Source organism: Actinoplanes oryzae, assembly GCF_030757795.1.
GTDB lineage: Bacteria > Actinomycetota > Actinomycetes > Mycobacteriales > Micromonosporaceae > Actinoplanes.
The window spans coordinates 18,067-41,031 of the sequence record NZ_JAUQWH010000076.1 but is presented as its reverse complement, the minus strand read 5'-3'; the positions used below and the strand labels follow the sequence as shown (position 1 = coordinate 41,031).

The window sequence follows — 22,965 nt, the reverse complement described above, 5'->3', positions numbered from 1 at the left end:
CGGGGCGGTCGGGTCGGCCAGCACGATCGGCGTGCCCGCGTCGCCGGCCTCGCGGACCCGGGTGTCCAGCGGGATCTGGCCGAGCAGCGGCACCGAGGCGCCCACCGTGGTGGTCAGCGAGTCGGCGACGGTCTGGCCGCCGCCGGCGCCGAAGACCTCCATGCGGGTGCCGTCGGGCAGCTCCAGCCAGCTCATGTTCTCCACGACGCCGACCAGGCGCTGGTGGGTCTGCAGGGCGATGGCGCCGGCCCGCTCGGCGACCTCGGCGGCCGCCATCTGCGGGGTGGTGACCACGAGGATCTCGGCGTTGGGCAGGAGCTGGGCCAGCGAGATGGCCACGTCGCCCGTGCCCGGGGGCAGGTCGAGCAGCAGGACGTCGAGGTCGCCCCAGAAGACGTCGGCGAGGAACTGCTGGAGCGCCCGGTGCAGCATCGGGCCGCGCCAGACGACGGCGGCGTTGCCCGCGGTGAACATGCCGATCGAGATGACCTTCACGCCGTGCGACTGCGGCGGCATGATCATTTCTTCGACGCGGGTGGGGCGGCCGTCGACGCCGAGCATGCGGGGGATCGAGTGGCCGTAGATGTCGGCGTCGATCACGCCGACGCTCAGGCCGCGCTTGGCGAGCGCTGCGGCCAGGTTGACCGTGACGCTGGACTTGCCGACGCCGCCCTTGCCGCTGGCCACCGCGTAGACCCGGGTCTTGGAGCCGGGCTGCGCGAAGGGGATGACCGGCTCGGCGCTCTGGCCGCCGCCGCGCAGCTGCGCCTGCAGGGCCTTGCGCTGCTCCTCGGTCATCACGCCGAAGTCGATGGTCACGGCCTCGATGCCCGGGATCTTGGTGAGGGCGGCGGTGATGTCGGTGGTGAGCTTGTCGCGCAGCGGACAGCCGGCCACGGTGAGCAGCAGCTCGACGTTGACCTTGCCGGCGGCGACGGCGAAGCCCTTGACCATGCCGAGCTCGGTGATCGGCCGGCGGATCTCGGGATCGTCGACCGTGGCGAGGGCGGCCTGGATCGCGTCCTCAACGGTGGGGGCAGGAGCGGACATGAGATCCAGCCTACGCCGGAGTCAGGAGTGCTCCTCCTCCCACTCCTTGCGCTCCAGCTTCTGCCGGCGACCGGCGGCCTCGTCCAGCTCCTCGGCCACCCGGGCCAGCTCGGAGCGGATGAAGTCACGGGTCGCGACCTCGCCCAGCGCGATGCGCAGCGCGGCGATCTCCCGGGTCAGGTACTCCGTGTCGGCTTTCTGCATGGCGGCGCGCCGGCGGTCCTCCTCCATGCCGAGTCTGTCCCGGTCGGTCTGCCTGTTCTGCGCCAGCAGGATCAGCGGCGCCGCGTAGGACGCCTGCAGGGACAGGATCAAGGTCAGGAACGTGAAGGTGTACGGGTCGAAGCGCATGTTCGCCGGCGCGAGCGTGTTCCACGCGAACCAGGCGCCGATGACAATCGTCATGTAGACGATGAACTTGGCCGTGCCCATGTAGCGGGCGATGTTCTCCGACCACTGCCCGAAGGCCTCCGGGTCGAACCGGGGCAGCCGGACCCGGCCCGGCTCGACGGGCTGGTCCAGGCGGTCGAGCCGCTCGACCCGCTCGCGGCGCAGCTCGGTCATCGCTCGGCCCCCGGCAGGATGCCGACCGGGTCCTCGTCGGCGACGTCACGGTCGCGCCAGTCGCGGGGCAGGCTGTGGTCGAGCACGTCGTCGACGGTGACCGCGCCCACCAGCCGGAAGGTGCTGTCGACCACCGGCATCGCGACCATGTCGTAGGTCGCCATCCGCCTGGTGATCTCGGTCAGCCCCGTCTCCGGCCGGAGGGGATCGATGTCCTTCTCGATGAGGCCGCCCAGGATCGAGGCCGGTGGCTCCCGCAGGAGGCGCTGGAAGTGGACCATGCCCAGATACTTCCCGCTCGGGGTGGCCGAGGGTGCACGGGCGACGAAAACTTGGGCGGCGATCACAGGGGAGAGCTCGGGCTCGCGGATGCGGGCGAGGGCCTCGGCCACCGTGCTGTCCGGCGTCATGATCACCGGCTCCGAGGTCATGACCGAGCCGGCCGTGCCGGGGGTGTAGCTCATCAGCTGGCGTACCGGTGCCGCCTCCTCGGGCTCCATGAGGTCGAGCAGGATCGCCTGCTCCGCCTTGGGCAGCTCGGCGAGCAGGTCGGCGGCGTCGTCCGGGTCCATCCGCTCGAGGACGTCCGCGGCGCGCTCCCGGTCGAGCTGGACCAGGATCTCCACCTGGTCGTGCTCGGGCAGCTCCTCGAGCACGTCGGCCAGCGTCCGGTCGCTCAGCTCCGCCGCCACCTGGTTGCGCCGGGCGTCGGGAAGGTCCTGCAGCGCGTTCGCCATGTCGGCCGGGCGCATCTGCTCCAGCAGCGCGACCAGGTTGGCGTTGCCCTGCGTGTCGGTGGGCCCGACCATGCCCCGCACCCGGTCGTAGTCGACCTGATAGGTGTGCCCGCGCCGGCCCAGCCGCCCGCTGATGTCCCGCACGGCGACCCGGGTGATCAGCCACTCGTTGTTGCGGTTGAGGTCCATGCCGAGGTCGACGATCATGCCGGCCTTGGCCGGGGCCTCGCCGTCCTCCGGCTCGATGGTGACCCGCCTGTCCAGCAGGTTCTCCAGCACGAGCAGCTCGTTGGGGCGCTTCTCGAACCGGCGCAGGTTGAGGGTGCCGGTGCTGAGCACGACCGCCTCGGCGTCCATCGACGTGACCCGGCCGATGGGCAGGAAGATGCGCCGGCGCAGGGCCATCTCCGCCACCAGGCCCACCACCTGCGGGGGTCTGTTGGTGGTGCGCAGCCGCACCACGGCGTCGCGGACCCGGCCCACCCGGTCGCCGTTGGGGTCGAACACCGGCAGCGCGGCCAGCCGCGCCAGAAAAACCCTCGTCCCCATGGTCACGCCCCCAGCGTAGGCGGCGGCTAGGTTCGGGGCATGTCTACCGTGGCGTACGAAATCGTGGACGTCTTCACCGACCGCCCCTTCGCGGGCAACCCGCTGGCCGTCGTCTTCGGCGCCGAGGGCCTGGCCGGGGACCAGATGCAGGCGCTGGCGCGCGAGTTCAACCTGTCCGAGACGGTGTTCGTGCTGCCGCCCTCCGACATCGAGGCCACGTACCGGGCGCGGATCTTCACCCCCGTGGCGGAGCTGCCGTTCGCCGGTCACCCCAGCGTCGGCGCGGCCGTCACCTATGTACGCCGTGGGCTCGCCGCCACGGGCCCCCTCGTCCAGGAGTGCGGCGCCGGGCTGCTGCCGATCGTGGTCGCGGACGACGACTCGGCGACGCTGACCGGCGGCGCCCCGGCACTCGGCGACGAGCTCGACCCCGAGGCGCTGCTGGGGGTGGCCGGGCTCGCCGGCGACGACTATGCGGGAGAGGGCACCACGCCGGGGTTCGCGGGGTGCGGGCTCGAGTTCGCGTACCTGCGGGTGCATCGCCGGGCGCTGGCCCGCACGACCGTCGAGCCGGGCCCGGCCGTCGCCGCCGGCATCGGTGACCTGAGTGTCTTCTCCTGGGACGAGGGGACCCGGACGGCCTATGCCCGGGTCTTCGCGCCCGGCTCCGGCGTGCCCGAGGACCCGGCGACCGGGTCGGCGGCGCTCGGCCTCGGGGTGTGGCTCGTGGCCAACGGCTTGCTCCCGGCGGAGGGGACGACCGCTTACACCGTCCACCAGGGGTACGAGATCCAGCGCCCGTCGCTGCTCAAGTGCACGGTCACGGCGGCTGCCGGGGTCGCCCGGTCGGCCACGGTCGCCGGGCACGTGGTGCCGATCGCCCGGGGCGAGATGCTCGTGCCGCCTTTCGTGGGTTAGCGCTTCTTCTTGCGTACCCGATGAAGGCGGAACGGGCGACGGACCGTGACCCGCGCCGGGGTCTCGCGCGGCGGGGCGGCCTGCGACTGGTCCGGGAGGTCCGCTCCGGCGATCGGCGGCTGCTCGGCGGGAGTGAGACGCACCACGGCGCAGCCCGTCTCGGCCCAGCGGGCGACCTGCTCCTCGGCCGAGCCCCGCGCGTTGAGCCGCTTGGCCGCCAGCTGCGGGGCGACCTCGTCCCAGGCCTCGCTGCCCGGGGTGAGGCGCTCCACGCGCGTGTCGAGGATCACGATGAGGCCGCCGTGGTCGCCGCGCAGCCGCACCTGGGCGGTCGTGGCCTCGGCCAGTCCGGGCGCGGCCTGCTCGCCCGGCCCGCTCAGCACGATCAGCGAGCCGTCGAGCGGCAGCACCCACAGGCCGCGCGCGGGAGCGTCGCCCACGCCGACCCACGCGATGCCGGCCTTCTTGATCGCCTCGGCCACCAGCTCGGTCGTCACGTCCTCATCCTCGCAGCTCGCCCGCTCAGATCAAGGCGGGCACCCGGTCCAGCAGCTCGAGCAGCGCGGTCAGGGACGGGACGCTCAGGCCGGCGAAGTCGTCGTCGCGGTCGAAGACCAGGTGGTCGCCGAGGTCCGGCGCGGCCAGGCGGACCGGGGTCATGCCGACCGCGGCCGCGCCGGTCAGCTCGCGGCTGCCGCCGTCGCCGACGTAGAGGCAGTCCTCCGGCGCCACGCGCAGGCGCCAGCAGGCCTCGAGGTAGATCTCCGGGTCCGGCTTGCAGCGCCCCACCTCGACCGAGAAGATCTTCTCGTCCAGCAGGGGAGCGATCGGCATGCTGGGCAGGAACGCGGGAAGCTCGTGGGTGCAGTCGCTGATGACGGCCGTGCGCAGCCCCCGGCGCTTGAGCTGGCGCAGCACCGGCTCGGCGTCGGCCCGCAGCTCGGTGTCCGCCTTGAGGGCGTTGACCCGGGCGGGCACCGCGGCCTGCAGCTGGGCCGGGCGCGGGCTGCCCCCGGCCTGCTCGGTGACCCATCGTAGGGTGGCCTCGGCGGAGCCGAACTGGCCGCGGGCGCGGACCTGGAAGGTGCGGTCCAGCACGTTGAGCACGGCCTCGGGGTCGCACCCCAGGGCACGGGCGATCTCGGCATGTTGCGGCCCGCGCCGGACGGACCGGGTCAGCGTGCCGAAGAAGTCGAAGAGCACCGCTTGGTACGCGGGCAACACGGATTCACCCTCCAGGGGCATTGACTAAGGGATATCGACGGCGAGCGTAACGACACGCTTACTTTCCGCTCAACCCGGATCGACAAACTGTGACGTTCTCAGGCGCAACAAGCGACGACGAGGGATGAATATGCGCTCAACGCCCGTAGTCCTGACCACGGGCGCCCTGGCAGTCGCCGTGCTGGCGGTCTCCTCGTCGGCCCCGCTGATCGCCTTCGCGGCGGCTCCCGCCCTGGCCGTGGCCTTCTGGCGCAACGGCATCGCCTTCGTGGCGCTGTCCCCGATCACGGCCGGGCCGCGCCGCCACGAGCTGGGGGCGCTGCGGGGGCCGGCCGGGCGGTTCGGCGTACTGGCGGGGGTGGCCCTTGCTGTGCACTTCGCCACGTGGATGCCGAGCGTGCAGCTGGGCTCGGTCGCCACCGCGACCGCCCTCGTCGCCACCCAGCCGGTCTGGCAGGGCCTGCTGGCGGTCCTGACCAAGACCCCCACGGGTACGCCCACCCGCCTCGGCTGGGCCGGCATCGCCCTCGCGGTCGCCGGGGTCGCCTGGGCCACCGGAGCGGACGTGGGAGTCTCCGCCCGGGCCGTCCTCGCCGACGCGCTCGCGCTGGCCGGGGCGATGGCGGCCGCGGTCTACACGCTCTTCGGGGAACGGGCGCGGGCGCGGCTGAGCACGACCACGTACACCTGGGTCTGCTACGGCACCTGCGCCGTGCTGCTGCTCGTGGTCTGCCTCGCCGCCGGCGTGCCGCTCACCGGGTACGACCCCCACACCTGGTTGGCCATCCTGGCCATCGTGGCCGGGGCGCAGCTGCTCGGGCACTCGATGTTCAACTACGCGCTGCACCGGGTGCCGGCGACCACCGTCAGTGTGCTGGTCCTGCTCGAGGTGCCGGGGGCGGCGCTGCTCGCCTGGCTGTGGCTCGGACAGGAGCCGCGCGCCTCGGCCCTGCCCGGCCTCGCGCTCCTGGTCGCCGGGGTGCTCGTGGTGATCCTGGCCGCGGCGCGCCGCCCGGCGCCGGTGCCCGAGCCCGCCTGATCGCCCGTTGATCCCTTGGCGTGCGGGCGTCCCGCGCGGTAGAGAGGGGGGATGCGATGCATTGGTGTCGATCTCCGCTCCGGGCCGTCCTCCTCGGGGCGGCGCTCATGACCGGCGGCTGGGCGACCGCGGGGTGCGAGTTCGCGCGCACCCCCGTCACCGTGACCATGGGCCGGCACGTGCTGCCCGCCACCCCGCCCGACCTGGAAGCCGTCATGGCCCGCATCGAGTCGGGCGGCCGCGCCGAGCACGCCGCCAGCTTCGCGGGGCTCGAGGTGGATCAGCAGAACGTCCGGGCGATCGTCCACCGGGTGCCCGACGCCGCGTTCGACGACTTCGTCCGGCAGGTCGCCGGGAAGACCTGCGTCGTGGTCCGCGACGCCGGTCACAGCCTGCGGGAGCTCACCGGCTGGCACGATCGCCTGGTCGCCGACCTGCCCGACTGGACCGCCCGGGGTGTGGCGATCAGCACGGTCGCCGCCCGGCACGACGGCGCGGGGGTGGAGGTCGGCGCTCCGGACGTGCCGCTGGCCCGGGCGGCGCTGCTCGGACGCTATGGCTCGACGGCTCCCCTGATCTTCGTCGCCGAGGGGCCGGTGGTGCCGCTGGCCACCGCCGACGTGCCGGGCGTGGCGTCTTCGCCGGCCGTGTCGTCTTCGCCCAGCAGGTTGTCTTCGCCGGCCGTGCCGCCTTCGCCGCCGCCGGGTGGGTGAGCTGCCGGGCTCGGTCAGACGGTCGGGTCGGTGGCGATCAGGGCGACCAGGCCGATCCCGGCGACGAGGGCGATGCCGGTGACCACCCAGCCGACGATGATCCCGGCCAGGGCGAGCCCCGCCCCGGCCTCGCCGGAGACCGTGATCCGCTTGCGGGCCACGTGCCCGAGAATCGCGCCGACCAGGCCGAACAGTCCGCCGAAGCCCCACACGCACAGCCCCGCGACCGCCAGGCACGACACGACGAGCGAGGCGATGGCCATCCCGTTCGTGGCGCGGGGCTGGTGGAACGGGGAGTAGGCGGCGTACTGCTGCGGGGCCGGCTGCTCCTGGAAGGCCGGCGGCAGCGGATAGGGCGTCGACGGGCCCTGCGCGTAGTAGGGCGGCGGGTCCTGGCTCCGCTGCGGCTGCGGGACCGTGCCGAACGGCGGCTGCGACGGGATCCCGTACGGCGGCTGCGGCGGGGAAGGCGGCCGGTAGGCCTGGATCGGCGGGTCTGCCGGGGGTGGGTAGGCGCCCTGCTCGTCGGGGGTCGGCGGATGGGTCACGGAGTCTCCTTCCGCAGCGGTTCCGGCCCTCCAGCGTAGAAGACGCCGTCATCGCCGGGCCGCCACGTCCGGCCGATGTTTGCCCCGCCGCCTGGGATTGGGGAGGATCGCCGCATGGTCTACGACGCCCGTACCGACTCCGCGCGCGGTTTCGCCGCGGCGGCCGAGCCCCTCGCCGCCCCCGAACCGGACATCGCCGTGCTCCCGGCACCGGGCCCGGCAGCCGCCGCGACGGGGCTCGCCGACGCCGTCTCCCGCCTCGCCGGAGTCTCCGGCCCCGGCCCCGAGGGCGCGGACGACCCGGCCGAGCAGGCCGAGGAAGCCCCCGTGACCGGCCGCCTGGACGGCAAGGTCGCCCTGGTCACGGGCGCGGGCAGCCCCGACGGCATCGGGTACGCGACCGCGCGCCGGCTCCGCGACCTCGGCGCCCGGGTGGCGATCGTCTCCACCACCCGCCGCATCCACGAGCGCGCCACCGAGCTGGGCGTCACCGGCTTCGTCGCCGACCTCACCGACGAGGCGGAGGTCGGTGCCCTCGCCGACGCCGTCGCCGACTCCCTCGGCGACGTCCAGGTGCTCGTCAACAACGCCGGCCTGGCCAGCAGGACGAGCCCCGAGATCCTGCGCCCCGTCGCCCAGCTCACCTACGACGAGTGGCGCGCGGAGATCGACAGGAACCTCAGCACGGCGTTCCTGTGCAGCCGGGCCTTCGTCGGCGGCATGTCCGAGCGGGGCTGGGGCCGCATCGTCAACCTCGCCGCCACGGCCGGCCCGATCAACGCCCTCCCGACCGAGGCGGCCTACGCGGCGGCCAAGTCCGGCGTCGTCGGCCTCACCCGCGCTCTGGCCATGGAGCTCGTCGCGGACGGCATCAACGTCAACTGCGTCGCCCCGGGCACCATCTACACCGCGGCCTCGACCGTCACCGAGATCAAGCAGGGCCTCGGCACCCCGATCGGCCGCCCCGGCACCCCCGACGAGGTGGCGGCGGCGATCGCCTTCCTCTGCTCGCCCGCCGCCTCCTACATCACCGGCCAGATGCTCGTGGTCGACGGCGGCAACAGCGTGCGCGAGGCCGAGTTCCGCTGACCGCAGGCCCCCGCGCGGGCCGGGTTCGCGCCCGACGGCGGCACCAGCGTCCGTGAGCCCCCGGATGCCGGCGCGCATGGTTCCTGGACCGAGTACGAGCTCCGGCGCGGTGCAGGCCCAGCACGGGCCCCTCGTGCAGGGTCGCCGGCGCGCCCGAGGCCGTTGCTGACCCGGGCCCCAATGCCGCCGGCGCGCCCGAGGCCGTCGCTGACCGGGACCCCGAGGTCGTCGGCGCCCGAGGCTGTCGCTGACCCGGGCCCCAAGGTCGCCGGGGTGATCCGGACCCGAAGCGCGGCGCTGGACACGAAGTGGCGCCCGAGCGACCCGGCCGGAAGCCCACTCCCGGCGGCCGGCACACAAGCGGCGCCCGGCGGCCGGGACAAGCGTCGGCCGGCACACAAGCGGCGCCCGGCGGCTGGCGGAAGTCGGTGAGGCCGAAGGCGGCGACGCAGGATACAAACGGCGCCCGGCGGATCGAGTCCACCGGGCGCCGTGCGTCGGTCTGCCGTGCGAAGGTGCTCTCAGCGAGAGGCGCCGCAGGTCAGTAGGACGTGCTGCCGCTCGTGTTGAAGGCGACGACGCCGAGGATCACGTAGCCGATGCACACGAGCACACCCAGCCCGGTGAAGATGTAGCTGAGCCACAGGCCGGCGGTGGCGAGGCCGTCGCCGGACTCGCCGGTGGTGCGCATCTGCTTCTTCGCGACGTGGCCCATGATGATCCCGGCGATCGGGAACACGAAGGCGAACACCAGGCTCAGGATCGCCATGGTGTTCGTGGGCGCGCCGACCGGCTGGTAGGGCTGCTGATAGGGCTGCCCGTAACCGGCGGGGCCGCTCGACGGCGCACCGTAGGGCTGCCCGCTCGAGGGCGCACCGTAAGGCTGGCCGCTCGACGGGGCCCCGTAGGGCGGCTGCTGTCCATACGGCTGCCCGCTGGACGGCGCCCCGCTGGACGGCGAGGCGTAGGGGTCCTGCCCGTAGGGCGCGGTCGGGTCGTACGAGGGCGGCTGCTGCCCGTACGGCTGCTGGGGCTGATATGGGTCCGGCGTTCCACCCGGCGGCGGGTAAGTCATGTCAGTGGTCCTCCTGTTCCCCCGGCACCGTACTAGCCGGAGCGAAGATCGGGGCACCCCGATGCTGCGTGTCCGTCGATCCCACCCGCGGCAACGGCCCTGCTGAGGGCCCGAACCGCCGATGTGGCCCGGCCCGGTCGGCCGCCCCCGGTTCCCCCGAAGGGATCGCCGGCCCGCGCACCCGGGCGCCGGCCGTCATCCGCTCCGAAGCCTGCGGAGGCGCTGAAGCTCATCCGCTCAGGAGCGAGCGCTCGGAGGGGCCGCAGCCCGTCAGGAAGCGCTCGGAAGGGCGTGAGCCCGTCAGGAGCGCTTGGACAGGTTGGCCACCGCCCGCTCCACGGCCAGGCACCTGTCCTCCAGGTAGTCCATGCCCGCGTCGGTCGCGATCCGCCGGGCCTCGGCCGACACGATGCCCGACTGCAGCCAGACGGCGGGCGCCTTGATGGCCGCGGCCTGGCGGACGATCTCGACGGCGTCGGCGGCGGGCCGGAAGATGTTGACCAGGTCGACCGGCTCGGGCAGGTCGGCGAGCGTCGGGACCGTCGGGACGCCGAAGATCTCGGGGACGAACGGGTTGACCGGGATGATCTTCCACCCGTGCCGGAGCATCTGCAGCGGCACGGAGTGGGCCGGCTTGCCCGGGTCGCGGGAGGCCCCCACCACGGCGATGACGTCGGCATCGGCCAGGATCTGCGCTGCGCTTCTCATGGCTCCGACTCTATCGATCGGCACGTCCGGCCTCCTTCCGAAAAGTCGCGCCTGTGGATAACTCTCCGGGGACCGTCAGAGCAAGGTCAGCTGCTGTGGCTCGGGCTCGCGCGCCTTGGCGTCCTCCCGGGTGCTCGCCGTGCCGTCGTCGTCGGTCCACGGCTGCCGCGCCTCGCCCGGCTCCGCGCGGTGCAGGCCGTGGCGGCGGGCGGCCAGCCGGACCCGGGCGCTGATCTCGTGCTGGAAGGCCTGAGGCAGGTAGGACCCGCCCCGGAACAGCTCCCGGTAGCGCGGCGCCAGCTCCGGGTGCTCCCGAGTGAGCCAGGCCGCATACCACTCGCGGGCGCCGGGGCGCAGGTGCAGCGCCAGCGGGGTCACCGCGACCGCCCCGGAACGGGCGATGGCGGCCACGGTCTCGTCGATCGACTCGTCGGTGTCGGTGATGCCGGGGAGGATCGGTGCCATCAGGACGTTGACGCGAAAGCCCGCGTCGGTGAGCCGGCGCACCGCGTCGAGCCGGCGCCGGGGGCTGGGCGTGCCGGACTCCACCGCGCGCCACACGGTCTCGTCGACGAACCCGACGGAGAAGGAGATGCCGACGTCGGTGACCTCGGCGGCCTGCTGGAGCAGCTCGAGGTCGCGCAGGATCAGCGTGCCCTTGGTGAGGATCGAGAACGGGTTGGCGTGGTCGCGCAGCGCCGCCAGGATCTCGGGCATGAGCCGGTAACGGCCCTCCGCCCGCTGGTAGACGTCGACATTCGTGCCCATGGCGATGTGCTCGCCCCGCCACCGCGGCGCGGCCAGCTCGCGGCGGACCAGCTCGCCGGCGTTGACCTTGACGATGACCTTGGTGTCGAAGTCGCGCCCGGCGTCGAGGTCGAGATAGGTGTGCGTGTTGCGGGCGAAGCAGTTGTGGCTGACGACCCCGTCGGCGACGAAGTCGCCCGTGCCGGTGGTGATGTCGTAGAGCGGCAGCGTCAGCCCCAGCTCCTCGATGTCGGCCACGGTGAGCTCGGGCTCGCTGCGCACCCCGATGCCGGCGGCGTCGAGCGGGGCGTCGCTCACCCCGGTGAGGTGCCGGAAGCGCAGGGCGGCCCACAGGTCGCGGGTGATCTCGACCGAGTGCACGCCCCCGAGCTGCGGGTGCGGCGGACGCCGGCTGGGCAGCCCGAGGCGGGTCAGCGCCTCCGTCACGTGATCGAGGAAGCCCTGGTCGCGGCTGGTGAAGACGACCGCGAGCCGCTCGGCCGCCCCCGTGGCGCCGAACGCCCCCGCCAGGAAGCCCCTGAACCAGCCGTCGCTCGGCAGCTCCGGCCAGCGGAGCGCCTCCTCCATCGGGATCTCTTCGAGATAGCCGTCGGCGCGGACCCAGGCGTCGCCCTCGCGCGGAACGGCGGTGGGCGGGGCGCCGGCGTCGCCCCGAATCAGGCCGCAGAGGTAGCCGGCCCAATAGTCCGGCGACTCCTTCGGCGGGTCGGCGAAGTGCCCGACCCCGGACATGCGGTCGCCCACGGCCAGCGCGGGCAGGCCGGGCTCGGCGGGGCTCACGTGCCGCCAGCCCCGGTCCGTCAGGAAGCGATGGTCGCCGCTCGCCACGAGTCGCGTGCCGTCGGCCAGCGTGACCCGGAAGGCGGGCTTGGACGTGCGCCAGTGGTCGAGCACCGTCGTCGGCACATAGCGCCGGTGGGCACCGGCGCCCATCGTGCCGAGCACCGCGTCACCCACCTGCAGCTGCGAGAGCGCCCGCGTGGAGCCGTCGGCCAGCAGCACCGGGGTGTCGCCGCCCAGGCAGTAGGAGCAGGCGTGGGAGCAGCCCCGATAGGGATTGATCGTCCACTGGAACGGCACGCGGGAGGCCCCCGGCACCTTGTTGATGATCGACTTGGCCCGGACCTCGTAGAACGTCATGCCCGCGAAGCCGGGGGTGTCGAAGGTGCGGACGGTCGCCCCGGGCAGCGCCAGCGGCAGGGGTGAGGCCGCCGGCGCTGCGTTCGGGAGCGAGGCGTCGTCGGACGGCGCCGACAGGTGAGACCATCGCATGACGATGATTCGAACACATGTTCGACCGACTGTCCACTCGATCTCCCAGGTGGACCCGAAAGAGATCACCGGACGCACTCGCGCCGCGGACCGAACCGGTCCGCGGCGCGAAGATCTGCTGGAAAGCCCAGGTCAGTTGGTGTGCGCGTGCTCCGCGAGCTTGGCGCGCACCTCGTCCATGTCGAGCTTCTCGACCTGGTCGATCAGCGACTCGAGGGCCGACTCGGGAAGCGCGCCGGGCTGCGAGAAGACGAGGACGCCGTCGCGGACCGCCATGATCGTCGGGATCGAGCTGATCCCGAACTTCGCGGCGAGCTCCTGCTGGTCCTCGGTGTCGACCTTGCCGAAGGTGATGTCCGGGTGCTTCTCGGAGGAGCGCTCGTAGGTCGGGGCGAAGCGCAGACACGGTCCGCACCAGCCGGCCCAGAAGTCGACCAGCACGATGCCTTCCTTGCCGGTCACCTCGTCGAAGTTTTCTGTGGTCAGCGCAGTGGTAGCCATGGTCTCTCCGTCCACGGGAATTGGCTTACGTGCATGTAAACCGACGGTCCACCTCGGCAATTCCCTCGTGGTGCCGCGCGACACGTGGTCTACAGCACTCCCGTGGAACGCCCGGACGCCACCAAGGCTAACGGAAAGTAAGGGAGGTGGTCATACTTGTTACGCGATCTCGTGTCCGATCGGCGGCTTCCGTGCGGTCTCGTCCTTGATGACGTGGCCAGATAACGGAGAGATAACCCCACTAAAGTGATCCGTCTCACTTTTGAGAACTCTTCACATAGATACGCAGGGTGAGGCAGACTCAGCGGCAACAGAGCGTGGGCGGCGGGTGCCGGGGAGGGCCCCGCCGCTCATTGCGTCTCCCTCCGGGCGGCGACCGGGCCGCCGCGGCTACCCTCCACCTCCATGGTGTCCGAGGAGCTGCAGACCGCCGACGAGGTCGGTGTCGGTCCCTGGCCGGGCCCCTGGCCCACCGGCGAGCATTACGATCCCGAGCTGCTCGAGCACGGCGACCGCCGCAACGTCGTCGATCGCTACCGCTACTGGCGCCGCGAAGCCGTCGTCGCGGACCTCGACCAGCGGCGCCACCCCTTCCATGTCGCCATCGAGAACTGGCAGCACGACTTCAACATCGGCACGGTGGTCCGCAACGCGAACGCCTTCCTCGCGGCCGAGGTGCACATCGTCGGCCTCCGCCGCTGGAACAGGCGCGGTGCCATGGTCACCGACCGCTATCAGCACGTGCGGCATCACCCGGGGATCGACGAGTTCACCGACTGGGCGGAGCGGGCCGGCCTGCCGATCATCGGCATCGACAATCTGCCCGGCTCGCGCCCCATGGAGAGCGTCACGCTGCCGCGTGAGTGCGTGCTCATTTTCGGCCAGGAGGGGCCCGGGCTCTCTGCCGCCGCCCGCGCTGCCTGCCGCGAGCTCTTCTCGATCGCCCAGTACGGGTCCACGCGGTCGATCAACGCCGGTGTGGCCAGCGGCATCGCCATGCACTCGTGGGTACGCGCCCACGCCGCCCCGCCCCCGTCCTGACGCTCTTGACCCGAACCGCCCCGGTTCTGCCGATTCGCTTGACGGGCAGCCCGTGGCCCCCCACCGTTAAGGGGTGGGTGTCACAGTGAGTTGCCCCCGTTGTGCTGCGCAGGTCCGGCCGCCGGACCTGATGCACAGTGATTGGCGTTGCGACAACTGTGGCGATGTCCATCCGTTCCACGTCGCGGAGCACATCAGTCCCGAGATCATCGACAGTGTCCGGCGGCACGTGGCGCCGACCGCCGAGCGCACGCCACTGTGGTGTCCGTGGCCGCTGCCGCCCGGCTGGATGGTGACCGGGGTCGGCTGGGCGGGCGACGACCGCTCCGGCGTACGGGCGACGGCGCTGTCCTGCACGGGCCCGGAGCCGCTCAGCGGGGGTCCGGCCGATCTGGTCCTGATCGCGGAGCAGCCCGGCGTCGGGCTGGGCACGCGCTTCGCCGGCATCCCGGGCATCGACCCCGGCTATCTGATCGCCGAGGCGCTCGCCGGTGCACCGGGGCGGCCGGGTCCCCATGCCAAGATCCGGGCCGGCGGCCATCCCACTCCCTTGTGGTGCGTGAAGTCCCCCGAGGACCGCAGCGCCTATGTGAGTGAAGCCAAAGGAATGTGGCTCTATGCGGTAGCGTGGCCCGCAAGCGCGGGTTACTTCCTCGCCGAGCATGTCGTGCTGCACGACCTGTCCGACGGGGTGGTGCCCGAGCTCGTGTACGGAGCGCCGTCGCCGTACCTGCACGGCCGGGTCTGATATAGGCCTGTGACCAGCGGGAAGGTATCGGCTTTCCGGGTACATTGTTCACACAGAGCATTGAAACTGATACCGTCAGTGTTGCCGCGGCGTCGACCGTACCCGCAACGGAGGAGCAGGCCCGCCATGATCAAGAAGGTCCTCACCTGGCTTGGCATCGCATTCTTGATCTTCTTCATTGCGTTCAACCCGAACTCGGCCGCGGCCGTCTTCGAGTCGCTGGGTGACACCATCGGCGACATCGCCCGCGGTTTCGGACAGTTCTTCACGAACCTCGTCGCTTAACATCTGCCCATGGGTCCTGGTGAGCCGCGGCAACCTGAAGGTGAGGGTGCGCGTCGCCCTCAGGACGACGACGAGTACTTCGGCTACGACGATCCCGCGGTGCGGGACGACGGCCCGCAGTACGCCCGGGGGCAGGCCGGTCCGGAATACAGCCGCAGTGCGGCCTATGCGGACGGTCCCGAGTATGCGGCGGGCGCCGGTTATGCCGACGACTTCGAGACCCGGGAGCAGCCTCGCTACCGGGAGCCGGAGGAGTTCGAGTCACCGGTCTTCACCGAGGAGGAGCTCAAGGGCCTCGGCGGTGACGGGCCGGTGCCCGGCGGCACCCGGCGCGTGCTGCCGCTCGAGGACGAGCCGACCACTCTGGTGTCGCGCTACCTCTTCCCGACCGAGCGCTATCGCGGTGAGTGGAAGCGGCACTGGATCCATCTGTCCACACCGCTGCTCGTCGGCATCGGCGCCACGCTGCTGCTCGGCTATCTGGCCGGCTTCCTCACCCGGCAGGACATCGGCGGGCTGGTCACGGCCGCCGTCCTGATCTGGCTCGGCGTGATGGGCTGGGTCGCGTGGAAGGTCGGCGACTGGTACTTCGACAGGTTCATCCTGACCAACAAGCGGGTGATGGTCGTCAACGGCATCATCACCCGCAAGGTCGCCATGATGCCCCTGCTGCGGGTCACCGACATGAAGTACGAGCAGAGCGCGCTCGGCCGCATGCTGAGCTACGGCACGTTCGTGCTCGAGTCGGCCGGCCAGGACCAGGCGTTGCGCGAGGTCAAGCACCTGCCCAACCCCAACGAGCTCTATCTGCGCGTGGTCGAGGAGATGTACGAGCCGCAGGCCGTCGAGGCCCGCCTGGGCAAGGACGGCGACGGGGGCGACGACGCCTGACGTCCGCTCGCGACAGTCGATCGTGGCCGGGGCGTGAGCGTCCCGGGTCGCCCACGCCCGGTAACGTCGGCGGGTGACCAGAATCGACCTGCACTGTCACTCGACTGCGAGCGACGGCACGCTGACCCCGTCCGAGTTGGTGCGTGCGGGGGCGGCGGCAGGGCTCGACGTGATGGCCATCACCGACCACGACACGACGGGCGGGTGGGCGGAGGCCGCGGCGGCCCGCCCCGAGGGGCTTGCCCTGGTACGCGGCGCCGAGCTGTCCTGCCGCTGGCACGGTGCCGAGCCGGCGATCTCGTTGCACCTGCTGGCGTACCTGTTCGATCCCGCGGAGCCACGGCTGGCCGCCGACATGGCCCGGCTGCGTGACGATCGCGAGCGCCGGGCCGAGCGGATCGTCGAGCTGCTGCGCGCCGACGGGGTGGACATCAGCTGGGCCGAGGTGCGGGACTATGCCGCCGGCGGCTCGGTCGGGCGGCCCCACATCGCGCAGGCTCTGATCCGGGCGGGACTCGCGCGGACCACGAGCGAGGCTTTCGCGTCGCGGTGGCTGGGCGCCCGTTACTACGTACCCAAATCGGATCTTGATGTCTTTGAGGCTGTGCAAGCGGTCGCTGCCGCGGGTGGCGTGAGTGTCTTCGCGCACCCCAACGCGACGGTCCGGGGGCGCGTCGTGCCCGATCGGCTGCTCGTCGAGCTCGCGGAGGCGGGCCTTTTCGGACTCGAGGCCGACCACGAGGACCACTCGCCCGAGCAGCGCGCACACGTGCGAACCCTCGCCGAGCAGCTGGGACTGGTCGTCACCGGATCGTCCGACTTCCACGGCACGCACAAATCGGTCCAGCTGGGTGCGTTCACGACAGATCCCGCCGCGTACGCCAAAATCGCCGCCGCCGCGACCGGAGTGCCCGTCCTGGGGTGACGGTCCTCGCAGTTCAGGGCGCGCGGAAGCGCCGCGCCCTAGGTTGTCTGCGTGGATCTGAAGCTGTTCGGCGAGTTCTTCGTGACCTTGCTGGTGATCGTCGACCCGCCCGGCATGGTGCCCGTCTTCCTGGCGCTCACCGGCACCCTGCCCGCGAAGGAGCGCACCCGCGCCGGCACCCAGGCCGTCCTGCTCGCCCTGGGCGTGATCGTGATCTTCGCCGTGGCAGGTCAGACCCTCCTCGACTACCTGCACGTGCAACTCCCCGCGCTGCAAGGCGCGGGCGGCCTGCTCCTCCTGCTGGTCGCGTTGCAGCTGCTCACGGGCAAGACCGACGAGCCCTCCGAGCAGGGCGGCACGAGCAACGTCGCCCTCGTCCCGATCGGCACCCCGCTGCTGGCCGGGCCGGGTGCGATCGTCGCCACCATGCTGTTCGTGCAGCGGGCGGACGGCTTCGCCGACTATTCGGTCATCGGCCTCGGCATCGTCGCCGTGATGGCGACGGTGTGGCTCGTCCTGCGCTTCTCCGGCGCGCTGGTCCGGCTGCTCCGCCCGGCCGGCATCGAGGTCCTGACCCGCATCGCCGGCCTGCTGCTCGCCGCGATCGCCGTCCAGCTGGTGGCGGACGCCACTGATGCTTTCGTGGAGATGTACTCCGCGGGCTGAGTTTTTGTCGGGGGGTCCTGGCAGGATTCAGTCGTGCCCCGGACCTCCCCCCGATCGGCCGTCGTGCCCGAGCAGCTCGGCTTCGACGGCATGCCCGAGCGCCTCTTCGTCTGCACGCCGAGCAAGCTCGGCAGCTATGCCGACTGCCCGAGGCGCTACCGCTATGCCTATGTCGACCGGCCCTCGCCGCCCAAGGGGCCACCCTGGGCGCACAACTCGCTGGGCGCCAGCGTGCACACCGCCCTCAAGAATTGGTACGCGTTGCCGGCCGCCCGCCGCACCGATGCCGAGCTGCCGAAACTCCTCAAGGCCACCTGGGTCCGCGAGGGCTACCGCGACGTCGACCAGGAGCGGGTCGCCTACCGCAAGGCGCTCGACTGGTTCGAGACCTATGTCGCCGGCCTCGACCCGGCCGAGGAGCCGCTGGGCGTGGAGCGCGTCGTCGCCACCAAGACCTCGGTCCTCGCCTTCAACGGCCGCGCCGACCGCATCGACGGCCGCGACGGCGAGGCGGTGATCGTCGACTACAAGACCGGCCGCAGCGGCCTGAGCCCCGACGACGCCCGCGGCTCGCAGGCGCTCGCCCTCTACGCCTATGCCGCCCAGCGCGTCTTCCGCCGCCCGTGCCGCCGCGTCGAGCTGCACCACCTGCCCAGCGGCACGGTCGCGGCGCACGAGCACACCGAGGAGTCGCTGGCCCGCCAGGTCCGCCGCGCCGAGGACACCGCCCGCGACATCATGGCCGCCGAGAAAGCGGTGGCGTCCGGCGCCGATCCGGACGACGAGTTCCCGACCAACCCGGGGTCGCTGTGCGGCTGGTGCGACTTCCGCAAGTCGTGCCCCGCCGGTCGCGAGGCGGTGGCGAAGGAGCCCTGGTCGGCGGTGGAGCACCTGGAGCGCCCGGCGTCCTGAGCGCGGTCGGCTCCGAGTCGTGTCCCGGCGCTCGTGATCCCGGGGCCGCGGCTCATGGCCGGCGGGTCGTCCGAGCGGGCCCTGGAGAGGCCGGCGAGTGGTCGGGCGGCGGTGGACGGGCGGCCGTGGTTGAGGCGGCGGGTGTTCAGGCGGCCGTGGGCAGGCCGGCGCGTTCCAGGGCGGCGCGGCGCATCGGGGCCATGCGGTATTCGGACGGGGCGGCGGCGAGGGCGGCGCGCATGAGGAGGCGCAGGCCGCGGACGGAGAGATCAGCCGAGCGGTCCGTGGTCGGCCAGCCGAGGCCGCCGTACATCTTGCGGGCCCAGGGTGGCAGAAGGGCGACCGCCGTGCCGGCGATGCCCAGGTAGGCCCACCGTGCCGGTCCCAGCGAGAGGCTCAGCCGCAGCGGCAGCGAGCCGAACGAGGCGGGCACCGGCGGCACCGTCAGGAAGACGGCGGTCTCGGCGCTGTCGCGGGTCATGCCCAGCTCCGGCCGCATCCGCTCGTAGTAGGCGGCCACCTCGGCGGCGGTCCCGGGAACCGTGGCGGGGTCGAGGCCCATCAGCTCGGCGCCCTGGAGCTGCTCGGTGTAGTAGGTGTCGACCTCGTCGTCGGTCAGCTCCAGGCCCGCGCGGCGCGCGGTGGTCAGGAAGGACTCGACCTCGGCGACATGGACCCAGCGCAGCAGCTCCGGCTCGTCGATGCGGAACACCTCACCGGTGCGCGGGTCGGTCGCGGTCATCCGGGCGTGCAGACGCCGGATCCGTGCGGCGGCTTGCTCCACCTCGGCCCGGGTGCCGTACAGGACCGTCTGGACGAACGCCGACGTGCGCTCGAAGCGCCCCCACGGGTCGGCGCGATAGCCGGAATTCTGTGCCACGCCCGCCACGGCCCGGGGGTGCAACGCCTGCAGGTAGAGCGAGCGCAGGCCGCCGAGGGTGACGATCGGCTCCTGGTGAACCTTCCAGGTGACCGAGCCGGGACCGAAGAGCCCGTTGTCGCGGGAGCTGTCCATGCATCAAGCGTGCCACGCAGCCGGCCGTACTGATCCAGACCTCACGCAGAGCGATCAGTCGTCGACGCGCCTGCTCTGGCAGGCGGGGCAGAGGCCCCAGAAGGTCACCTCGGCCTCGTCGACCTGGAAGCCGTGCCCGTCGTTCGGGCGCAGGCAGGGCCGCTCGCCGACCACGCAGTCGATGTCCTCGATCGTTCCGCAGCTGCGGCACACGATGTGATGGTGGTTGTCCCCGACCCGCGCCTCGAACCGGGCGGGGCTGCCCGCGGGCTCGATCCGCCGGGCGAGGCCGGCCCGGGAGAGCGCGCCGAGAACGTCGTACACCGCCTGGGTCGACACCGAGTCGAGCCGCTCCCGGACCTGGCGGGTGATCTCCTCGACCTCAAGATGACCACCCTGCGTCAGTACGTCCAGCACGGCGAGCCGGGGCCGTGTCACCCGCAACCCCTGGCCGCGCAGCAACTCCTCCGGCGTCATCACACCATGACAACACGTGAAACGTGACGGTTCAACCTCATGACGACCGAACCGTCCGGCATCGGCCACTCCCGCCGGGGTGCCCGGGCGCCGGCCCGCCCGTGGTCTGTCCGTTTTCGGTCGTGTACGTGGTCCCGGTGCTCGTTCGGCGTGATGGGAAAGCGCGGTTGGGGCACGCTTCGGACAACGTCCGTCGTACGGTGAACCGGATCGCCCGAACGCGCGTAAGCGCAACCAGGGGAAGGTTGCGTCGTCAACATAAATCCGCCGGCGACGCGGGCCCCGGGACCTAGGAGGGTGACCGTGTTCGACCAGATAAACGGCCTGCCGGTGCACGCGCTCGTGCTGCACGCCGCTGTCGTCTTCGTGCCGCTGCTGGCGCTGGCAGCGATCGTCTACGCGCTCGTGCCGCGCTGGCGATCGAAGCTGGGCTGGGCCGCCATCTTCCTGGCCGTGGTGGCGCCGCTGTCCACATACGCGGCCGTCGCCTCGGGCGGCAAGCTGCGCGACCGGCTCGCCGGCATGGGCATGCAGGGCGAGGCGATGGAGAAGATCGACGACCACATGGGGTACGGCCAGCTCACCCTCTGGGTGGCGCTCGCCCTGGGCGTGGTGACCCTGGTCATGGTGATCCTGACGCTCCGCAGGCCGGCCAGGCGCCTGCCGCTGGTCGGCGACATCGCCTTCGCCGTCGTCATGATCGCCCTGGCCGCGGCGTCGGGCTACTTCGTCTTCAAGACCGGCGACACGGGCGCTCAGGCGGTCTGGGGCAGCTGACCGCGCGGCGCGTCCCGGCCGGGGTGGCGGCCGGGACGTCCCGGGCAGTCGCTGCGGAGCTGTTTCTCACGCGCAGGGGTCATTCTCATGCGCCGGGTCAGAAGATGACGCGGGCGCAGAGCAGGCACATGAGGATGATGGCGATGGCCCCGGCCACAAGACCCACGCCGTACGTCATCGTGCGCGCGCTGCCCTCCGCCTCGTCCAGGGCCCGCGCGTCCTGGGCCGGCATCGACCGGGGCGGCGGCGGGTGGGACACCACGGGCGGCCGCCAGTGGGGTGACGCCGGCGCCGGCCGGGGCGGGCCCTCGTAGGCGGGGCGTTGCTCCGGCTCCGGGGCAGGCCGATCGGCGCCGAACTGCTCAGCACCGGACTCGGGCCGCTTCCAGTACGCGTCGTCATCTGATCCGGTGGCAGCGCTCACGTTCACCGACGCTACATCGCACGGGTGCCGACAGCGCGCGCGACGCGGCCTACCCTCATAGCGTGGACATCCTCGACCAGCCCGACCGCGACGCCGACGCCGAGCGCACGGTCGATTTCGAAACCGAAGACACGCCGATCCTGGCCGACCAGACCCGTGACGACACCGACCGGGGCTGGGGCTACCGCAGCAGCGAGGACTCGAACGACGAGCGCCTCCTCGAGGACCGCCCGCCCCACTGGGGCTGACCCCGGCCCGCCCGCGCAGCCACCCGGCGCGCGGGCGTGGCTCTTTTCTCCACCCGCTACCGCTCGCGTCTGCCCGCACGAAGCTTCCTCGCGCGTGATCTCAGGTCGGCGAGGCTTGGCAGGACGCTCACGTGAATTCTTCCGCACCGAGCCCTGAGCGCGGAGCCCGCAGTCGACATGGCGGTCACGACGGAGCTGGTGGAACTCCTCGGTGACGGCCTGGTTCGCCGGCGGGTCGCCCCGAACGGCAACGGTCAGCAGCAGGCCGCCCGGTACAGCGCCGAGCGACGGCAGGTCGCCGGCCAGCCGCAGCTGACATCGTGGGGCGACCGCCAGCGGCAGGTTGTCCGGGGCGGTGCCGGTCAGCGGCGGCTCGCCCGGAGTGGCGCCCGTGGGCGGCGGCCGGGTGTCGTGCGGGAGTGGGGTAGCCGGGCAGGAGCCTGAACCCCACCAGACGAGCAGCGCCGCCATCATCAGCAGGGCCGCCGCGATGCTCAGGCGCCACAGGCGGATGGCCCGTGGGCGGGACCAGCGGACCGGCTTGAGCGTGGGATCAGGGTGTCGTCGCGGTGTGAGCACGCGCCGAAACGTAGGCGTTTCTCGTTGTCGGGGGAGGACCCCCTGTGGACAACGGCGCCCTGTGGATAACTCCGGATCTCGTCATGCCGGGGCGGTAGAACTGATCCGCACCCGCCGCACGGGCGGCGGCGCGGGCAGGGAGGACCTGCCCGCGGCCCGCAGCGATCAGGACGTCGACGATGCCGAGGTCGTCGACGGGGTGGACGAGGACGTCGAGGACGTCGACGACGAGGAGGAGGAGGACGCCGATGACGACGAGCTGGTGGTCGAGCTCGCGGACGAGTCCGACTTGGTGTCCGAGGACTTGCTGTCCGAGGACGACGACTTCTCGGCGCTCACGGAGCCGGAGCGGGAGTCGTTGCGATAGAAACCGGAGCCCTTGAAGACGATGCCGACCGAGTTGAAGACCTTGCGGAGCTTGCCGCCGCAGGTGGGGCACTCGGTCAGGGCCGGGTCCGAGAAAGACTGCACCCGCTCGAGCTGCTCTCCACACTCGGTGCAGGCGTACTGGTACGTGGGCACTGGTCCTCCGCGTCACTGTTCAGGGTCTTGGCACTCGCCGTCCAAGAGTGCCAATGCTGCGTCATCGGAGTTTATTTCGTCCAGTCCGGCAGCGCACTGAGCCCCTCCCCGGGAGTGATCACGGCCCCCACGCGGCGGTCGTGAGGCTCGCCCGGCACGGCATCGAGCAGCTCTCCGTCGTGCAGCAATGCCACGGTCCGGGCGGTGGGTGCGATCCGGGCCAGCGCGCGGTCGTAGGAGCCGCCGCCCCGGCCCATGCGCAGGCCCGTCCGGTCCACGGCGAGGGCCGGCACGACGACCGCGTCGGCCTCGGCGATCGCGGTCACGCCCAGCCCGGGGCCGGCGGGCTCGCGCAGACCCATCCGGCCCGGGCGCAGGGAGGAGGGGCCCTCGTAACGGGCCCAGTCGAGATCACCGTCGGGCAAGAGGATCGGCAGAAGGAGGCGTTCGGGTGCGACCGCGTGGAGCAGCACATCGGCCAGATCGGCACCGCCCGGCTCCGAGCCGAGCGGCACATAGGCGGCGACTGTGCGAGGAGGGCGAGCGGTGAGCGTGGCGACAAGCGCGTCCTGGACTGCCCGGGCCGCCTCGGCCAGTTCCGCATGGCCCTTGAGGGCACGCTCAGCAAGCAGTTGTGTGCGCAGCGCTAACTTCGCGGTGGGAGGGATTTCCGCGTCGCGGGCTGAATCCGGCATGCAAC

General features: G+C 72.1%; 29 protein-coding genes. 15 read left to right on the top strand and 14 right to left on the bottom strand.

Features of this window, described 5'->3' with window-relative positions; translation table 11 throughout:
• The 3 genes from RBH18_RS23765 to RBH18_RS23755 form a co-directional block, all read right to left on the bottom strand.
• Nucleotides 1-1,050 (bottom strand): Mrp/NBP35 family ATP-binding protein (locus tag RBH18_RS23765; RefSeq protein WP_306211356.1); only part of this gene is annotated, 1,050 nt, incomplete at its 3' end.
• Nucleotides 1,051-1,071: 21 nt separating this feature from the next.
• Nucleotides 1,072-1,614 (bottom strand): DUF1003 domain-containing protein, encoded by a 543-nt coding sequence (locus tag RBH18_RS23760; RefSeq protein WP_306211354.1) that lies wholly within the window; start codon nucleotides 1,612-1,614, stop codon nucleotides 1,072-1,074.
• Nucleotides 1,611-2,906 carry a magnesium transporter MgtE N-terminal domain-containing protein gene (locus RBH18_RS23755; protein WP_306211352.1) on the bottom strand — a complete coding sequence of 432 codons (1,296 nt, stop codon included), beginning with the start codon at nucleotides 2,904-2,906 and terminating at the stop codon, nucleotides 1,611-1,613. Before RBH18_RS23755 ends, RBH18_RS23760 begins: the two co-directional genes overlap by 4 nt.
• 33 nt (nucleotides 2,907-2,939) lie before the next feature.
• Between RBH18_RS23755 and RBH18_RS23750 the strand changes: the two genes are divergently transcribed.
• On the top strand, nucleotides 2,940-3,818 hold the full coding sequence (locus tag RBH18_RS23750; RefSeq protein ID WP_306211350.1) for a PhzF family phenazine biosynthesis protein: 879 nt from the start codon (nucleotides 2,940-2,942) through the stop codon (nucleotides 3,816-3,818).
• Here the strand turns inward: RBH18_RS23750 and RBH18_RS23745 are convergent.
• Both RBH18_RS23745 and RBH18_RS23740 read right to left on the bottom strand, forming a co-directional pair.
• Nucleotides 3,815-4,315 carry a hypothetical protein gene (locus RBH18_RS23745; protein ID WP_306211348.1) on the bottom strand — a complete coding sequence of 167 codons (501 nt, stop codon included), beginning with the start codon at nucleotides 4,313-4,315 and terminating at the stop codon, nucleotides 3,815-3,817. The two genes, RBH18_RS23750 and RBH18_RS23745, sit on opposite strands and share 4 nt — an antisense overlap.
• Nucleotides 4,316-4,340: 25 nt before the next feature.
• The gene (locus RBH18_RS23740; RefSeq protein ID WP_306211362.1) at nucleotides 4,341-5,039 is read right to left on the bottom strand and encodes an HAD family hydrolase; all 699 of its coding nucleotides are present in this window, start codon (nucleotides 5,037-5,039) and stop codon (nucleotides 4,341-4,343) included.
• Nucleotides 5,040-5,172: 133 nt separating this feature from the next.
• Between RBH18_RS23740 and RBH18_RS23735 the strand changes: the two genes are divergently transcribed.
• Both RBH18_RS23735 and RBH18_RS23730 read left to right on the top strand, forming a co-directional pair.
• The gene (locus tag RBH18_RS23735; RefSeq protein ID WP_306211346.1) at nucleotides 5,173-6,081 is read left to right on the top strand and encodes a DMT family transporter; all 909 of its coding nucleotides are present in this window, start codon (nucleotides 5,173-5,175) and stop codon (nucleotides 6,079-6,081) included.
• A gap of 107 nt (nucleotides 6,082-6,188) precedes the next feature.
• Nucleotides 6,189-6,794: a hypothetical protein gene (locus RBH18_RS23730; RefSeq protein ID WP_306211344.1), complete on the top strand. Its 606-nt coding sequence runs from the start codon at nucleotides 6,189-6,191 to the stop codon at nucleotides 6,792-6,794.
• Nucleotides 6,795-6,808: 14 nt separating this feature from the next.
• Here the strand turns inward: RBH18_RS23730 and RBH18_RS23725 are convergent, their stop codons facing one another.
• Nucleotides 6,809-7,342: a DUF4190 domain-containing protein gene (locus RBH18_RS23725; protein ID WP_306211342.1), complete on the bottom strand. Its 534-nt coding sequence runs from the start codon at nucleotides 7,340-7,342 to the stop codon at nucleotides 6,809-6,811.
• A gap of 114 nt (nucleotides 7,343-7,456) precedes the next feature.
• Between RBH18_RS23725 and RBH18_RS23720 the strand changes: the two genes are divergently transcribed.
• Nucleotides 7,457-8,431: an SDR family NAD(P)-dependent oxidoreductase gene (locus RBH18_RS23720; RefSeq protein WP_306211340.1), complete on the top strand. Its 975-nt coding sequence runs from the start codon at nucleotides 7,457-7,459 to the stop codon at nucleotides 8,429-8,431.
• A 541-nt stretch (nucleotides 8,432-8,972) separates the two neighbouring features.
• On the opposite strand, the gene RBH18_RS23715 is transcribed toward RBH18_RS23720, so the two are convergent.
• The 4 genes from RBH18_RS23715 to trxA all read right to left on the bottom strand — a co-directional run bounded on the left by RBH18_RS23715 (nucleotide 8,973) and on the right by trxA (nucleotide 12,755).
• Nucleotides 8,973-9,506, bottom strand: a complete 534-nt coding sequence (locus RBH18_RS23715) for a DUF4190 domain-containing protein (protein WP_306211338.1) — start codon at nucleotides 9,504-9,506, stop codon at nucleotides 8,973-8,975.
• 300 nt (nucleotides 9,507-9,806) lie between these two features.
• A complete protein-coding gene (locus RBH18_RS23710) occupies nucleotides 9,807-10,214 on the bottom strand; it encodes a CoA-binding protein (protein WP_306211337.1) in 408 nt (135 codons plus the stop codon).
• A 75-nt stretch (nucleotides 10,215-10,289) separates the two neighbouring features.
• Entirely contained in the window at nucleotides 10,290-12,254 is a 1,965-nt protein-coding gene (locus tag RBH18_RS23705) for an intein-containing Rv2578c family radical SAM protein (RefSeq protein WP_306211335.1), read from the bottom strand.
• 132 nt (nucleotides 12,255-12,386) lie between these two features.
• A complete protein-coding gene (gene trxA / locus RBH18_RS23700) occupies nucleotides 12,387-12,755 on the bottom strand; it encodes a thioredoxin (protein WP_306211333.1) in 369 nt (122 codons plus the stop codon).
• Nucleotides 12,756-13,160: 405 nt separating this feature from the next.
• On the opposite strand from trxA, the gene RBH18_RS23695 reads away from it, so the two are divergent.
• From RBH18_RS23695 to RBH18_RS23665, 7 genes are all read left to right on the top strand, one after another.
• Nucleotides 13,161-13,796: a TrmH family RNA methyltransferase gene (locus tag RBH18_RS23695; RefSeq protein ID WP_306211331.1), complete on the top strand. Its 636-nt coding sequence runs from the start codon at nucleotides 13,161-13,163 to the stop codon at nucleotides 13,794-13,796.
• Nucleotides 13,797-13,869: 73 nt separating this feature from the next.
• Nucleotides 13,870-14,544 (top strand): DUF6758 family protein, encoded by a 675-nt coding sequence (locus RBH18_RS23690; RefSeq protein WP_372338974.1) that lies wholly within the window; start codon nucleotides 13,870-13,872, stop codon nucleotides 14,542-14,544.
• Nucleotides 14,545-14,670: 126 nt separating this feature from the next.
• Nucleotides 14,671-14,829 (top strand): hypothetical protein, encoded by a 159-nt coding sequence (locus tag RBH18_RS23685; RefSeq protein ID WP_305784956.1) that lies wholly within the window; start codon nucleotides 14,671-14,673, stop codon nucleotides 14,827-14,829.
• Between the two features lie 9 nt (nucleotides 14,830-14,838).
• Complete coding sequence (locus tag RBH18_RS23680; protein ID WP_306211326.1) at nucleotides 14,839-15,720, top strand: PH domain-containing protein; 882 nt, start codon at nucleotides 14,839-14,841, stop codon at nucleotides 15,718-15,720.
• A gap of 73 nt (nucleotides 15,721-15,793) precedes the next feature.
• Nucleotides 15,794-16,645, top strand: coding sequence for a PHP domain-containing protein (locus RBH18_RS23675; RefSeq protein ID WP_306211325.1), 852 nt, complete (start codon nucleotides 15,794-15,796; stop codon nucleotides 16,643-16,645).
• Between the two features lie 51 nt (nucleotides 16,646-16,696).
• The gene (locus tag RBH18_RS23670; protein WP_306211323.1) at nucleotides 16,697-17,311 is read left to right on the top strand and encodes a MarC family protein; all 615 of its coding nucleotides are present in this window, start codon (nucleotides 16,697-16,699) and stop codon (nucleotides 17,309-17,311) included.
• Nucleotides 17,312-17,401: 90 nt separating this feature from the next.
• Nucleotides 17,402-18,223 (top strand): RecB family exonuclease, encoded by an 822-nt coding sequence (locus tag RBH18_RS23665; RefSeq protein WP_306211359.1) that lies wholly within the window; start codon nucleotides 17,402-17,404, stop codon nucleotides 18,221-18,223.
• Nucleotides 18,224-18,368: 145 nt separating this feature from the next.
• On the opposite strand, the gene RBH18_RS23660 is transcribed toward RBH18_RS23665, so the two are convergent.
• A complete protein-coding gene (locus tag RBH18_RS23660) occupies nucleotides 18,369-19,238 on the bottom strand; it encodes an oxygenase MpaB family protein (protein ID WP_306211321.1) in 870 nt (289 codons plus the stop codon).
• A gap of 54 nt (nucleotides 19,239-19,292) precedes the next feature.
• Nucleotides 19,293-19,718: a Fur family transcriptional regulator gene (locus RBH18_RS23655; protein WP_306211319.1), complete on the bottom strand. Its 426-nt coding sequence runs from the start codon at nucleotides 19,716-19,718 to the stop codon at nucleotides 19,293-19,295.
• 300 nt (nucleotides 19,719-20,018) lie between these two features.
• Between RBH18_RS23655 and RBH18_RS23650 the strand changes: the two genes are divergently transcribed.
• A complete protein-coding gene (locus RBH18_RS23650) occupies nucleotides 20,019-20,492 on the top strand; it encodes a DUF2231 domain-containing protein (RefSeq protein WP_306211316.1) in 474 nt (157 codons plus the stop codon).
• Nucleotides 20,493-20,589: 97 nt separating this feature from the next.
• Here RBH18_RS23650 and RBH18_RS23645 read toward each other — a convergent pair whose 3' ends face one another.
• Nucleotides 20,590-20,916, bottom strand: coding sequence for a translation initiation factor 2 (locus tag RBH18_RS23645; protein WP_306211314.1), 327 nt, complete (start codon nucleotides 20,914-20,916; stop codon nucleotides 20,590-20,592).
• A gap of 62 nt (nucleotides 20,917-20,978) precedes the next feature.
• On the opposite strand from RBH18_RS23645, the gene RBH18_RS23640 reads away from it, so the two are divergent.
• The 3 genes from RBH18_RS23640 to RBH18_RS23630 all read left to right on the top strand — a co-directional run bounded on the left by RBH18_RS23640 (nucleotide 20,979) and on the right by RBH18_RS23630 (nucleotide 22,110).
• Nucleotides 20,979-21,164, top strand: a complete 186-nt coding sequence (locus RBH18_RS23640) for a hypothetical protein (protein ID WP_306211312.1) — start codon at nucleotides 20,979-20,981, stop codon at nucleotides 21,162-21,164.
• A 177-nt stretch (nucleotides 21,165-21,341) separates the two neighbouring features.
• Complete coding sequence (locus tag RBH18_RS23635) at nucleotides 21,342-21,608, top strand: hypothetical protein (RefSeq protein ID WP_306211310.1); 267 nt, start codon at nucleotides 21,342-21,344, stop codon at nucleotides 21,606-21,608.
• A 196-nt stretch (nucleotides 21,609-21,804) separates the two neighbouring features.
• Nucleotides 21,805-22,110: a hypothetical protein gene (locus RBH18_RS23630; protein ID WP_306211364.1), complete on the top strand. Its 306-nt coding sequence runs from the start codon at nucleotides 21,805-21,807 to the stop codon at nucleotides 22,108-22,110.
• A 226-nt stretch (nucleotides 22,111-22,336) separates the two neighbouring features.
• Here RBH18_RS23630 and RBH18_RS23620 read toward each other — a convergent pair whose 3' ends face one another.
• Nucleotides 22,337-22,960, bottom strand: a complete 624-nt coding sequence (locus tag RBH18_RS23620; RefSeq protein ID WP_306211308.1) for a 5-formyltetrahydrofolate cyclo-ligase — start codon at nucleotides 22,958-22,960, stop codon at nucleotides 22,337-22,339.
• Nucleotides 22,961-22,965 lie beyond the last annotated feature (5 nt).